This window comes from Streptomyces sp. 6N223, assembly GCF_052246635.1.
Taxonomy (GTDB): Bacteria; Actinomycetota; Actinomycetes; order Streptomycetales; family Streptomycetaceae; genus Streptomyces.
Window position 1 is genome coordinate 1 of record NZ_JBQQCA010000014.1, and the last position, 12,219, is coordinate 12,219.

Annotated in this window: 10 protein-coding genes and 1 pseudogene; 2 read left to right on the forward strand and 9 right to left on the reverse strand. The window is 71.0% G+C overall.

All coding sequences use genetic code 11. The features are described from left to right. Nucleotides 1-67: 67 nt before the first annotated feature. Both ACTWQH_RS11400 and ACTWQH_RS11405 read right to left on the reverse strand, forming a co-directional pair. On the reverse strand, nucleotides 68-1,129 hold the full coding sequence (locus ACTWQH_RS11400; RefSeq protein WP_443286326.1) for a glycosyl hydrolase: 1,062 nt from the start codon (nucleotides 1,127-1,129) through the stop codon (nucleotides 68-70). A gap of 120 nt (nucleotides 1,130-1,249) precedes the next feature. Continuing rightward, complete coding sequence (locus ACTWQH_RS11405) at nucleotides 1,250-3,667, reverse strand: SpoIIE family protein phosphatase (protein ID WP_443286327.1); 2,418 nt, start codon at nucleotides 3,665-3,667, stop codon at nucleotides 1,250-1,252. 367 nt (nucleotides 3,668-4,034) lie between these two features. Between ACTWQH_RS11405 and ACTWQH_RS11410 the strand changes: the two genes are divergently transcribed. Together ACTWQH_RS11410 and ACTWQH_RS11415 are read left to right on the forward strand one after the other, a co-directional pair. Next, nucleotides 4,035-4,445: a RidA family protein gene (locus tag ACTWQH_RS11410; protein WP_443286328.1), complete on the forward strand. Its 411-nt coding sequence runs from the start codon at nucleotides 4,035-4,037 to the stop codon at nucleotides 4,443-4,445. 118 nt (nucleotides 4,446-4,563) lie between these two features. Continuing rightward, nucleotides 4,564-4,749, forward strand: a pseudogene (locus ACTWQH_RS11415) (NF041680 family putative transposase); the annotation flags it as partial. 228 nt (nucleotides 4,750-4,977) lie between these two features. On the opposite strand, the gene ACTWQH_RS11420 reads toward ACTWQH_RS11415, so the two are convergent. The 7 genes from ACTWQH_RS11420 to ACTWQH_RS11450 all read right to left on the reverse strand — a co-directional run bounded on the left by ACTWQH_RS11420 (nucleotide 4,978) and on the right by ACTWQH_RS11450 (nucleotide 12,204). After that, entirely contained in the window at nucleotides 4,978-5,892 is a 915-nt protein-coding gene (locus ACTWQH_RS11420) for an ABC transporter substrate-binding protein (RefSeq protein ID WP_443286329.1), read from the reverse strand. A 77-nt stretch (nucleotides 5,893-5,969) separates the two neighbouring features. Next, entirely contained in the window at nucleotides 5,970-6,296 is a 327-nt protein-coding gene (locus tag ACTWQH_RS11425; protein WP_443286330.1) for a cupin domain-containing protein, read from the reverse strand. Between the two features lie 23 nt (nucleotides 6,297-6,319). Then, a complete protein-coding gene (locus tag ACTWQH_RS11430) occupies nucleotides 6,320-7,828 on the reverse strand; it encodes a nitrilase-related carbon-nitrogen hydrolase (protein ID WP_443286331.1) in 1,509 nt (502 codons plus the stop codon). A 17-nt stretch (nucleotides 7,829-7,845) separates the two neighbouring features. After that, on the reverse strand, nucleotides 7,846-8,559 hold the full coding sequence (locus tag ACTWQH_RS11435) for an isochorismatase family protein (RefSeq protein ID WP_443286332.1): 714 nt from the start codon (nucleotides 8,557-8,559) through the stop codon (nucleotides 7,846-7,848). Next, entirely contained in the window at nucleotides 8,556-9,800 is a 1,245-nt protein-coding gene (locus tag ACTWQH_RS11440) for an NAD(P)/FAD-dependent oxidoreductase (RefSeq protein ID WP_443286333.1), read from the reverse strand. Before ACTWQH_RS11440 ends, ACTWQH_RS11435 begins: the two co-directional genes overlap by 4 nt. After that, nucleotides 9,797-10,669: a polysaccharide deacetylase family protein gene (locus ACTWQH_RS11445; RefSeq protein ID WP_443286334.1), complete on the reverse strand. Its 873-nt coding sequence runs from the start codon at nucleotides 10,667-10,669 to the stop codon at nucleotides 9,797-9,799. The genes ACTWQH_RS11440 and ACTWQH_RS11445 overlap by 4 nt, the downstream gene beginning before the upstream one ends. Before the next feature lie 11 nt (nucleotides 10,670-10,680). Then, nucleotides 10,681-12,204, reverse strand: a complete 1,524-nt coding sequence (locus ACTWQH_RS11450) for an aldehyde dehydrogenase family protein (protein WP_443286335.1) — start codon at nucleotides 12,202-12,204, stop codon at nucleotides 10,681-10,683. Nucleotides 12,205-12,219 lie beyond the last annotated feature (15 nt).

Genomic DNA, 12,219 nt, shown 5'->3' on the forward strand with positions numbered 1-12,219 from the left:
GCCCGGAGGGCGTGGCGGTCCTGGGGCGCCGGGCGCGGCCCGGCGGGGGGAGGTGGGACGGCTCGTGTCAGGACAGGTCGGGGACCTCGTCGCGGGTGATGACGTAGTCGTGGTTGTAGACCTTGGCGAGATGCTCGACGGAGTTGCTCACCGTCAGGTGATTGCCGTGCCAGGTGTTGAACAGCACCCAGGCGGCTCCCTCCGACTGCATGCCGTCGGGGTCGGGGATGGGCCCGTTCTCGTGGAGCGCGATGGGGATGGTGTCGCCGGCGATCGAGTGGGTCTGGTCGTACAACGCCTTGAGCGGGTCGTGGTTGTGGTCGCCCGCGTACGTGTCCGCGCCGGCGATGTCCGTGTATTCCGGGCCGGGGTAGAACGCCCCGTCGGGCTCGCCGCTGAAGCCGTGCAGCCAGACGAGGTTGTTCAGGCCCTTGGTGTCCGTGAAGTAGTCGAACATGAACTGCCACAGGCGATTGTACTGTTCGCCTCCCTCCATGCTCCACCAGAACCACGTGCCGCCGGCCTCGTGGAACGGACGCCAGATGACGGCGACGCCCGCGTCGGCGCACTGCTGGAGTTGGGCGGCTGCGCCGTCGAGGCGCTCCATCCACGACGCGTACTCGGCGGTGCCTTCTGTGAGAACCGCGTCGATGGACACGGGTATCTGGGTGCCCTCATACGTGTCGGGGTGGGTGGGCGCCCCCATGTGGTAGCCGACCATGGGGATGCCGCCGGCCTGCCACCACGCGATGGCGCGCGAGGCGTAGTCCGGGGAGTCGCCCTTGTCGAGGCCGCGGATGGCGGGGTACTTCCCGGTGTTCGCGTAGATGTGGTCCATCTCGTACTCCGGCCCGCCGATCCAGGTGGATTCCTGCTGGCCGGAGAGGATGTGGTTGCGGTACTGGCTGGTGACGAAGTCCAGCACGTTGCGCGCCTGGGGCGTCGCGTTGGGGTTCACGGGCTCCGCGAGGAGGCCCGCGCCGGCGGTGGCTCGGGAACCGGCGGCGTTGTTGGTGGGGGTGGACGCGGCGGACCGGGTGGCGGCGACGGTGCCGGCGAGAGCGGCGGCGGCCACGGGTGCGGCGCCCAACGTGAGGGCGCGGCGGCGGCTGATCCCGTGGGGGGACATGGGCGGCTCCAGGTGTAGAAGACCTATTGTGACGTTGCAACCCCGCTTACCGAAGGACTCTAGGGAGCCTCGCCCGTGCCTTCAAGACGTCGCACGCGGGTCATGGCGGTGTGGCACCGCTCAGAGCGCGGGACGCGTGGCTGTGGTGAGGGGTTGTTCGGTCCAGATGGTCTTGCCGTGCTGGCGGTAGCGGCTGCCCCAGCGGGTGGTGAGCTGGGCGACCAGGAACAGTCCGCGGCCTCCTTCGTCGGTGGTGCGGGCTCGGCGGAGGCGGGGTTGGGTGTTGCTGGGGTCGGTGACCTCGCAGATCAGCACGTTCTCGCGGATGAGGCGCAGGCCGACCGGGCCGCCGGCGTGGCGGACGGCGTTGGTGACCAGTTCGCTGACGACCAGCTCGGTGGTGAAGACCAGCTCGTGCAGGCCCCAGCGGGCCAGCTGGTGGGCGGTCGCCTCCCGGGCGTCGGCGACCACGGCCGGCTCCGCGGGGAACTCCCAGCTGGCGGTGTGCTCCGTGGGGACGGCGCGGGTGCGGGCGAGGAGCAGGGCGATGTCGTCGCGGGGCGGGGCGAAGCCGGTGTCGGCCAGGAGGGCGCGGCCGGTGTCGTCCACGTCCCGGTCGGGGCGGCACAGCGCGGCGAGGCTGCCCGCCAGCCGCCGGATGCCGGCGTCGAGATCGTGGTCGTCGCGTGAGATCAGCCCGTCGGTGTACAGCGCGAGGACGCTGCCGGGTTCCAGGTCGAGCGTGGTGGTCTCGAACGGCATGCCTCCGACACCGAGGGGCGGTCCGGGAGAGATGTCGATCGCCGTTGTGGTGCCGTCGGGCCGGACCACGAGGGGTGGGAGGTGTCCGGCGCTGGCGAGGTCGCAGCGGCGGGTGACCGGGTCGTAGACGGCGTACAGGCAGGTGGCGCCGATGGTGTCCCGTTGCCCGGGGGGCGCCTCGCCGGCGAGTTGCTGGACGAGGCCGTCGAGGTGGGTGAGGAGTTCGGTGGGGTCGAGCTCCAGGTCGGCCAGGGTGTGGACGGCGGTGCGCAGGCGGCCCATGGTGGCGGTGGCGGGCAGGCCGTGGCCGATCACGTCACCCACGACGAAGGCGACCCGGAGGGCGGGCAGGGGGATGACGTCGTACCAGTCGCCGCTGATCTCGGCCCCGCCGGCGGCGGGCCGGTACAGGCCCGCGGTCTCCGCCGCCGGGGTGTCGGGGGTGGCGGCGGGGAGCAGGCGTTGCTGCAGGGCGATGGCTACGCGGTGCTCGCGCGTGTAGCGGCGGGCGTTGTCCACGCTGAGTGCGGCCCGCGAGGCGATCTCGGCAAGCAGGTCCGCGTCCTGCTGCTCGAAGCGTTCGGCCTGCTCGGTACGCAACACCGTGACTGTGCCGAGCAGCAGGCCACGGGCGGACAGCGCGGTCCCCACCATCGACTGCCCGTGCTCGGGGATGAACAGCCGCATCACGTCCGGGCTGCCCTCGACCGCGGCGAGCACGCTCGCCCGGTCGGGCAGGAGGAAGGTCTCACCGCGCTGCAACGCCCGCAGGCGGGGCGAGTCCGGTAGCGGTGGGAGCACCGCGCCCGCCGGGGGGAGGGACGCAGGCCACACGCCGGTGGCCGAGGACACGGCCACCTGGCGCAGGTTCAGCTCTCCCCCGCCGAGGATCTTCGGTGGCTCGTCCCCCTCGAGTACGGCCTCGGCGAGGTGCACCGACGCCAGGTCTCCGAAGGCGGGGACGAGGGCGTCCGCCAGGTCCTGGGCGGTGCGCGTGACGTCGAGGGAACCGCCGATCCGGGTGGCGGCCTCGTGCGTCAGCTCCAGGCGCCGACGGGCCCGCTGGCGCTCGGTGGCGTCGGTGAACACCGCGGCGACACCCGTGGGGCGGCCCGCCGCGTCTTCGAGCCGGACGGCGGACAGGGACAGGGCCCGCACTCGTCCGGACACGTACGGTGACCGTGCCTGGTCTCGATCGATCACCGGCACGCCGGTGTCCAGGACCTGGCGCAGCACCGCCTCGGCGTCCTCGGCGTCCCGGGCGGGGAGGACCTCGCGCAGCCGGCCGCCGACCGCCGGGGCCGGTCCGCCGAACATGTCGGGGGTGAGGTTGGTCCGCACCACGGTCAGGTCCGTGTCGTGGATGCCGACGCCGATCCGGTCCTGGGCGAGCAGCGCGCGCAGGAAGGCCGTGCCCTGTTCCCAGTCGGTCACCTGCCGGGTGGGAGCTGCCAGGAGCAGCCACTCTGAGCGGTCGTCCAGCCGCAGCGCGTGGAAGGTGACCTCGACCGTCCGGCCGGAGCGGTGCCGGAGCACCGCCTGCCCCGCCGCGGGCATCCCGGCCTCGCCGCGCGTGGCGCGACGATCCCGGTGGTCCGGTGCGTCGGCGAGCAGCCGTCCGATCGGCCGGCCACAGACCTCCGCGGCCGTACGGCCAAGCAGCTCCGCGGCCGTACGGGACCATCGCACCACGATACCCTCGCCGTCGACCAGCGCGGACGCGATGCCGCCGAGTGCAAACGCCTCGCCCCTGTCGTGGTCGCTGGAGGCGTTCATCGTGCTCCTCGCCGGGGTGGAGCTCCCTGCATATGTCCATTATGAAGGGATATGCAGGTGCGGTCAGTGACTCGGCATCGCCGGCCGATGTGCGCAGCCCCGGAGACGCGGCATTCAGTGCTCTGCGGTGTCAGTCGAGTGCGGCGTCGCCGACCGCAGAGGTCGCGCCGAGTGGCCCCGTGTCGGAGCCGGCCGCCAGTCAGCCGGTTCGCCCGGAGGTACCTCCGGTGGCGCGCGGCAACGGGTCCCCGGTGAGGACCGCTGACCCGGGCTCTCAGCCTGTTCTCTATCCCCGGGTTGCTGCGGAGTGCTTGCCGGCGGGGAAATTGCGGTGCGTGCCGGCACCATGCTGGTCATGCTCGGGGGCATGACTGAGAAGATCACCCGCATCAACCCCGAGCAGCTACATGAGACGCCCGGCTACCACCACATCACCGTGGTGGAGACAGGCCGTACGGCCTATCTGGCGGGGCAGTGCCCACTTGGTCGGAACGGTGACCTCGTCGGTTCCGGTTCCCTCGAGACACAGGTCGACCAGGTTGTCGCGAACGCGCTCACTGCCCTGGCAGCGGTGAGTGCCCAGCCGCACCACGTGGTGCGGTCAGTGATCTACGTGCGGAGCGATGAGAGGGATGTTCTCGGAGACGCGTGGCGTCGACTCACCGACTCTGCCCTCGGTCCGGCGTTCACTACCGCCAGCACGCTCTTGGGCGTCTCCCAGCTGGGCTTTCCCGGACAGCTCGTCGAGGTGGATCTCACCGTGGCGCTGCCTGACTGACGTCGAACGGCGTCTCGAACTGGGTGGCTCAGCTGGGCATTCGCCGGACGCTGGGGCGGCCTTCGCCTGATCATGTGCTCCGACCACGGTGCACGTGACCACGACGAAGGCCGTGGGGGTGAGTCTGCTGCCTGATGCTGCTGAAAGGGAAGCGTTCGCGGAAGCGTCACGCTTCCGGGACGAGTTGTACGCGTGTCTGACCGTGCGGGGCGATGAGCTGTTCGAACTGGCGGACGCGGTGCTGTGTGCCCCGGGTGCGGTGCAATCGGCGGTGGAGCTGACGTTGCTTCCCGAGCACCGACGTGCGGGCTCGGTAGGGTGACTGCTGTTGCGGGCTCGTTTCCGGCTCGGCAGAGGGCTTGGTCCGCTAAAGGGGGTTTGGGGTGGTCGACATCGTGCTGATGCTGTCCGTGCGCGATCTGAGGCTTACGGACCTGGGGTCGTGCGGCTGGGCGGGGTCCGAGTCACGTCCAGCAGATGGTGAGGCTCGATCGCGGGAGACGCCCGGCTGGCCGTCGTGGGCGCGGTGGGGTCAGCTCCACAGTGGCGCGAAGTCCGCCGCCACCACGTCCCCGAAGCTGACCGGTCCGTCGGCGAGGCCCATGTCGAGCTGGAACCGCGACAGGTCGTCGATGCGCTCGGGCGCCACGGCTGCCTGGTAGAAGGGCGCATCCCTGGCGATGAGATCGGCAATGAGAGTGGCCTCGAACTCCGGGAACCGCTCGCACCCGACCTCCGCGGCGAGCGACGGGTCGGCGGCAAGTGCCCGCTGTGCTGCCACCAGCCCGCGCACGACCGCGGCGACCGTGTCGGGCTCACGCTGGATCAGAGCGTCGGTCGCGAGGAGTGCGGCGAACGTGTAGTGCTCGCTGCCGGGCGGCCCTTGCCCGCGGCGTGCGTCCAGGACCACGGTGCCGGTCCCCGCTCGGACGGCGACCTCGGTGCCCATGCCGTTGGCCCAGAACCCGTCGATGAGTCCGGCCTCGAGCGCCTTCGCCGCGGCCACCCCGAAGTTCCTGTCGGAGCCGAGGAAGGCCCCGGGCACTGGCCGCACATCGACATCCTCGATCCCGAGTTCGCGCAGAGTGCGCAGGAGCGCGAGGTCGACGAGCGGCGCCGCCCCGATGGTCAGGCCGCTGAGCGCGGACAGGTTGGCTGCCGTGACGCCGGCATCAGGGCGTACGACGAGGAACCAGTAGGTGTTCTGCGAGAGTGCGCCGACGATCTTGGCACCCCGCCACTGCGGGAACGCGTGCGGCGCACTGTGGGCGCAGCCTCCGACGAAGTCGAGCCCGCCGTCGCGCATCACCTCGACGGCGTGATCAACGGGGGCGACGAGGTCGACGGTCGTCTCAAGGCCCTCGGCCGCGAAGCAGCCGAGGTCGGATGCGGCGATGAGCGGGAAGTACGAGGGGGAGATGACGTCTGGGATGCCGAACGTGAGCACGTGCGCGTTCTCCTGGGGGTGAGGTAGATCAGTCGGCCACCGGCGGCATCCACGCCGTCCGGGCGGCCCTGGGGCTGTCAGATCGTGTCGGCGCTGTACCGGACCTCGAAGGTGAGGCAGCCGGCGTCTCCGGCCCGCCAGGGCCCGTGGTCCATGCCCGGCGGGCGGCAGGCGTAGTCGCCGGCCACGAACGTCTTCCCGAGCCGCAGATCGGTTATCTCGCCGTCGAGGATGTAGACCTCCTCCCAGAAGTCGTGGGCCAGGGTGCCGTTCGCCGTCGTGTCGAGGCCGGGTGCGAACCGGAGCATGCGCGTGACGACGCCGGGCGTGCCGGTCCGCGCGATGATCCGCTCGTCCAGGCCGTCGAGCCGCGGCTCGGTCGGGGTGAACGGGGTCTCGCTCACGGCCTCGAATTCACGTTCAGCTTTCACTTGGTTCCCTTCCCTCGATGGCTCCGGGTCGTGTAGGTGAGGTCGATCGGACGGGATCCCGGCACGGCGAGTCGGCAGTCGAACCGCCACCCGGGACGGAACTCGCCGTCGAGGATGGGCACCGTGCCGCAGAACACGACGAGGTCCTCATCCGGGTCGACGCCCGTCAGCACGCGGGGCAGCAGGTCGCTCGGCATGCGGATCGCGGCCAGGCTGCCCCGCTGGTATGCGACGCCGTCGACGCCGCTGGTCAGGCTGATGGCCTTCCAGTCCGCGTCGTAAGCGCCGGTCATCGGGTCCACACCGAGCGCGATCACCGTGTCGGCCATCGGCTTCGGGCATGCCTTCTTCGACTCGTGCACGCTTTCGCGTTCCACCTCGCGGTCGGTGTGGTCCGATCCCACGCCGAGGTACCAGGCTCCGCGGTGGCGGACGAGGACCGGCTCGACTTCCCCCGAGGTGCCGGAGCCGGCGACCGAGATCGACGGCGCCGTGGTCAGCAGCGACCAGTCCACGGGATAGACCATCGGCACCTCGGGCGGCTGCGGCACGCCGATCGCCGCGAGCTCCTTGATGTGCTCCCGTACCCGGTCGGCATCGCTCCCGGTGTACCCGGCGATGATCAAGGTCCCGGCGACCTCCAGGGTGTCCCCGGTGCCCATGACTCGCAGCCGCACTGGGAGCGTTCCTTTCCGTTCCACCGCCGACGCACGGCTGCCGTCCGCCGCGAAAGCCTCGTACCGGTCGCCCAGCACCGGGAAGGACGCGCGCGTCCGTGCGACGACCCGCGGATCGACCTCGACCGTTGTGATTCCTTCGTCCTGGCCCGCCTCGGCGAGAACGGTTCCCCACGGATCGATCACCCGGGAGTGCCCGCCGAGCCGGACCCCGCCCTGCTCGCCCACCGCGTTGCACGCGATCAGCAGGATCTGCTCCTCGACGGCGCGGGCCTGTGTGAACAGCCGCCAGTGCTCGAGCCGTGCCTGAGGCCATGCCGCCGGCGTCACGACGAGTTCGGCGCCGACGCCGACGAGCCCTCGCCAGATCTCGGGGAAGCGCAGGTCGTAGCAGGTCGTCGCGCCCAGCGATCCGAACGGGGTCGGCACCGCCGAGACCTCGTCACCCGGGGTGAGAAGTGCTGCTTCGCGGGACTGGTAGCCGAACACATGCACCTTGCGGTACCGGTGGAGCACGGTGCCGTCCGGGCCGATCAGCGCGGTGGTGTTGAACAGGCGCCCGTCGTCGTCACGCTCGACATAGCTGCCGGCGAGGATGTGACAGTGCAGGTCGCGGGCCCACTGGGCGGCGTCCGTCGTGGTGGGTCCGTCGGCGGGCTCGGCCGCCGCCTGGTACGAGTCGAAGGCGAAGTAGCCGATCGCCCACAGTTCCGGCAGCACGACGAGGTCGCTGCCCGCGGCGTCGGCCACCAGTTCCGCGACCCGGGCTCGTCGCCGGGCGACCGGTTCACCGGCCGGCGAGGCGACCTGGACCAAAGCGATGCGCACTGAGCTTGCCTCCTGGGCTATTCGCCGCCGGCGCCGTCGGCGGCCAGCCGCGCCAGAGCGTGGGCGGTGAGGACGTCGGCGTACTTGGCGTTCATCTCGTACAGGTTGACGCCGTGGCTCAGCCGGGCGCGGTCGAAGCAGGCGTCCTCCACCACGAAGACGGGGAAGCCGTGGGAGTGGCCGTCGGTCACGGTCGCCCGCACGCAGCCCGAGGTGGTGGAGCCCGTCACGATCAGCGAGTCCACTGAGCGCCGCAGCAGGTAGGCGGTCAGCGACGTGCCGAAGAACGCGCTGGCCTTGGGCTTCGGCATGACCAGCGCGCCCTGCGGCGGTGCGATCTCCTTGGGTATGTCCTGCGCGCCGGGCTTGTCCATCGGCGATCCCATAGCGCCGCCGTCGCCCTTGACCGTGCCGCCGTAGCGGCCGGCCGCGCCGATCTCGGCGACGGTGTAGATCAGCGGCCAGCCATGGCCGGCCGCCAGGTCGATCACGCGCTTCAGATGGGGCATCGCCGTCCATGCCGCCGGGCCGCAGCTGGTCGGGAAGTCGGCGACGGCCTCCGAGAGACTCTGCCCCTCGGTACCGGTGAAGGCGCGGACGACGTCGATGACGAGCACGGCCGGCTTCCGTCCGAGAGGACGGCGGGCCGCTCCGCCCATCCCCCGGTACGCATGGGCTTCCTCGCCCTCGAACAGCTCGGCCCACCAGGGCGACTCGACAGGTGTTGTCATGGCTTGCTCCGTGTCAGCACGGGCGGTACACCGGTCCTGGCGAGCTTGATACGGAGCGTGACCATCGCCTTCGGCCTGCCGTAGGCAACGCCACCGACGAGGTGGTCTCCCGCGTATGCCTCGGCGGCGAACCTGCCGTCCGCGACCGTGCCGTCGATGACCTCGAAGCGGTCGGCGAGGGTGGGCAGGCCGACGCTCTGCAGCCGGATGCCGAAGTGGTCGGACCAGAAGCTCGGCACGCCCGTGAACGGCTTGGCCTCCGCGCCGTGCAGCAGTGTCCGCGCAGCGGCGGCGCCCTGCTCGACGGCGTTGCTCCAGTGCTCGACCCGCATCGGCATTCCGCCGAAGGCCGGGTTCGGCCAGTTGACGATGTCACCGGCCGCGACCACCCCGTCGAGCGGCCGGTCGTCCATGGCACCGTCGGTGCTCAGCACGCGCAGCCGCTCGTCGCAGACGACGCCGTCCCCCAGGCTGGCGCCGGACCCGTCGAGCCAGCCGGTGTTCGGCACTGAGCCGATGGCGACCACGACATGGTCGGCGTCGACCGCCGACCCGTCGGACAGACCGATGCGGTGCGCGGCGCCGGCCGCGGCGTCCACGGACGTCACGGTGTGCCCGGTGACGAGCCGGACGCCGCCGTCGGTCAGCAGCCGCCGTGCCGCCTCGCTCACCAGGTGCCCGGCAACCGCGAGGGGTTCGTCCAGGCTCGCCATGGTCACCTCGGCGCCGAGCGAGCGCGCGGACGAGGCCACTTCGACGCCGACGAACCCGCTGCCGACGATCAGCAGCCGGGTGGCGGGGCCGAGCGCGTCACGCAGCGCCAGCGCGTCGGCCATCGTGCGCAGCACGTGCACGGTGGGCGCGGCGTGGTCGAAGGCGGGCAGCGTGCGGGTGCCGCTGCCGGTCGCGAGCACCAGACCCGCGTAGGGCACCTCGGTGCCGTCCGCCAGCCGGACGACGCGGCGCGCCGTGTCGAGCGCCACGGCGCGCCGGCCGAGCAGCCATCTGGCCCGCAGGTCCTCGTGGACCGGCAGCGACAGGTCCGCCGGCTCCGACCTGCCGGCCAGCAGCTCCTTCGACAGCGGTGGCCGGTCGTACGGTGGATGATGCTCGTCGCCGATGATCGTGAGCGGCCCGTCGTAGCCCTCGTCTCGCAGCGTGTGTGCGGAGCGCAGCCCGGCGAGCGACGCGCCGACGATGACGACCTCCCGCTTCTCCTGCCCCGCGGCGTCCGGCGTCATGACGTCTCCTCGAGGTACCAGTCGGCGATCTCGTCTGCCGACGGGAACCACACGTCCGCGAACCGCTTCATGTGGGCCAGCGCCTCGGCGACATAGCGGGCGCGGTACGGCTGACCGGACAGGAACGGATGCAGCCCGATGCCCAGCACCCGCGGCCGGGTGGCTCCTTCCGCGTAGAGCTGGTCGAACGCGTCGACGATGGCCTGACGGAACTGTTCACCGGTCTGGTGGTGCAGGACGTAGAAGGGGATGTCGTTGAGTTCCGTGCTGTAGGGCACCGACAGCAGGGGGCCGCCGTTGCCGTCGGTCCTGAAGGGGAACGGCTCGTCGTCGATCCCCCAGTCGAGGCAGTAGCGGAAGCCGAGTCGGGCGAGGAGTCCGAGCGTGTTGGGCGACGCGGTCAGCGCCGGCCCGAGCCAGCCGCGGGGGCGCACCCCCGTCGCCTCGGTGATCCGGTCGGCGACCTGGGTGATGTAGCCGCGCTCTTCCTCCGGTTCGAGGAGCGTCTGCCAGGTGGAGTTGTTGCTGCCGTGGGCGACCCAGGTCCAGCCGCGTTCCACGCCGGCCTTGACGATCTCCGGGTACCGGTCGCTGACCTCGCTGTTGAGGATGGCCGTCGGCTGGACTCCCGCTCGGTCGAAGACGTCGATCAGACGCCAGACACCGACCCGGGGCCCGTACTCGCGCCAGCCGTGGTTGAGCGGGTCGGGGGTGAGCCCGGCGGTGAACGGGGCCAGGGAAAGCGCCTGCTTGCCATACTCGTAGTGCTCAAGGTTGAGTCCGAACCACACGGCCATGCGCTTGCCCTCGGGCAGCCGCAGTGCGGGCCGGGCGACGATCGGCGAGTGGTCGAAGAACGGTGCGGTCATGTCATCTCCCCTTATGTGTCGAGCAGCCGGATGAGGGACGTCTCGGCGTCTGAAAGGCGGGTGTGCACGACCTTCTGCTCCAGGTAGCTGAGCAGCTCGTCCGGCGACTCCTCGCGGCCGATGCCGCTGTTCTTCGAGCCGCCGAACGGGGTGCCGAAGTAGTGCCTCGTGGAGTCGTTGATCCACACGTAGCCCGCGTCGAGCGCGTCCGCGGTCTTGTGGGCGATGGCCAGGTCGTTGGTCCAGACACTCGCGGTGAGGCCGAGGTCGAGGGCGTTGGCTTCGGCGATCATCGTGTCGTAGTCGTCCCACCGGAACACCGAGATGACCGGGCCGAAGATCTCCTCGCGGCCGATCCGCATGCGCAGGGTCACGTCGGCGAAGAGTGCGGGCTCGATGAAGTGTCCGGACTCCGGCAGGCCGGCGGGCCGGTCTCCCCCGCGCACCAGGGTGGCCCCCTGCTCGACACCCGCGTTGATGTAGCCGGTGACGCGGTCCCAGTGCGCCTTGCTGACGACCGGGCCGACGTCGGTGGTCTCGTCGTAGGCGATGCCGACGCGGTAGTCGCCGAGCTTGCGGGCCATGGTGGCGACGAACTCGTCGTAGATCCTCGCATGCACCAGGACGCGGGAGTTGGAGCCACAGGACTGTCCCTGGCAGACGTCGAGGTTCATGCCGTGGATCGCGCCCTCGACGGCCTCGTCGATGTCCACGTCCGGGAAGACGACCATCGCGTTCTTCCCCCCGAGCTCCAGCGACAGGTGCTTGACCTGACCGGATTCGGCGGCGCGGCGCTGGATGAGCAGACCGGTCGTCACCGAGCCGGTGAACGCGAGCCGCTTCACGTCCGGGTGGGTGACGATCGCGTCGCCGGTCGCGCCGTCGCCGGTGACGATGTTGACGACGCCGGGCGGGAATGCCTCGTGGAACAGCTCGGCGAGCGCGAGCGTGGACAGCGAGGTCTCGTCGGACGGCTTCATCACCAGGGTGTTGCCGGTGATGAGCGACGGCAACGGCCGGGTGATGGCGAACATCACCGGGTGGTTGAACGCGGTGATGCGGCCCACGACGCCGTAGGGACGGTGTGCGGTGTAGTGCAGATTGCCAGGGCTGGCCGGGATGACCTGGCCCATCATGGACCTGGCGAACGCCGGCCAGCCGTCGAGGTAGGCGGCACAGATGTCCACGTCGGTCCGCATGGCTTTGACCGGGTTGCCGCAGTCGATCGCGTCCAGCATCGCCAGCCGCTCCCGGTTCTCGGCGACGAGGTCGGCGAACCGCGCGAAGCACCGGCTGCGCCCCTGCACGCCCAGCATCTCCCAGGCCGGCTGCGCCGCGGCTGCCGCGGCGACAGCGCGCTCGACGTCGCCTTTTCCGGCCAGCGGGATCCGGGTCAGCGGCGCGCCCGTGGACGGGTCGGTCACCTGGCGCACCTCGCCCTCGGCGCCGTCGGTGAACGTGCCGTCGATGAGCATCTTGAAGTCGGAGCCCGCGACATGCGTGGCGATCGGATCGGCCCCCTGCGTGGTGGTCATGCCTGACCCTCCTGT

Bases quoted from the DNA above. Each gene is read 5' to 3' on its own strand.
- ACTWQH_RS11400 (WP_443286326.1), bottom strand. From the start codon at position 1,129: ATGTCCCCCCACGGGATCAGCCGCCGCCGCGCCCTCACGTTGGGCGCC.
- ACTWQH_RS11405 (WP_443286327.1), bottom strand. From the start codon at position 3,667: ATGAACGCCTCCAGCGACCACGACAGGGGCGAGGCGTTTGCACTCGGC.
- ACTWQH_RS11410 (WP_443286328.1), top strand. From the start codon at position 4,035: ATGACTGAGAAGATCACCCGCATCAACCCCGAGCAGCTACATGAGACG.
- ACTWQH_RS11435 (WP_443286332.1), bottom strand. From the start codon at position 8,559: ATGACAACACCTGTCGAGTCGCCCTGGTGGGCCGAGCTGTTCGAGGGC.
- ACTWQH_RS11440 (WP_443286333.1), bottom strand. From the start codon at position 9,800: ATGACGCCGGACGCCGCGGGGCAGGAGAAGCGGGAGGTCGTCATCGTC.
- ACTWQH_RS11445 (WP_443286334.1), bottom strand. From the start codon at position 10,669: ATGACCGCACCGTTCTTCGACCACTCGCCGATCGTCGCCCGGCCCGCA.
- ACTWQH_RS11450 (WP_443286335.1), bottom strand. From the start codon at position 12,204: ATGACCACCACGCAGGGGGCCGATCCGATCGCCACGCATGTCGCGGGC.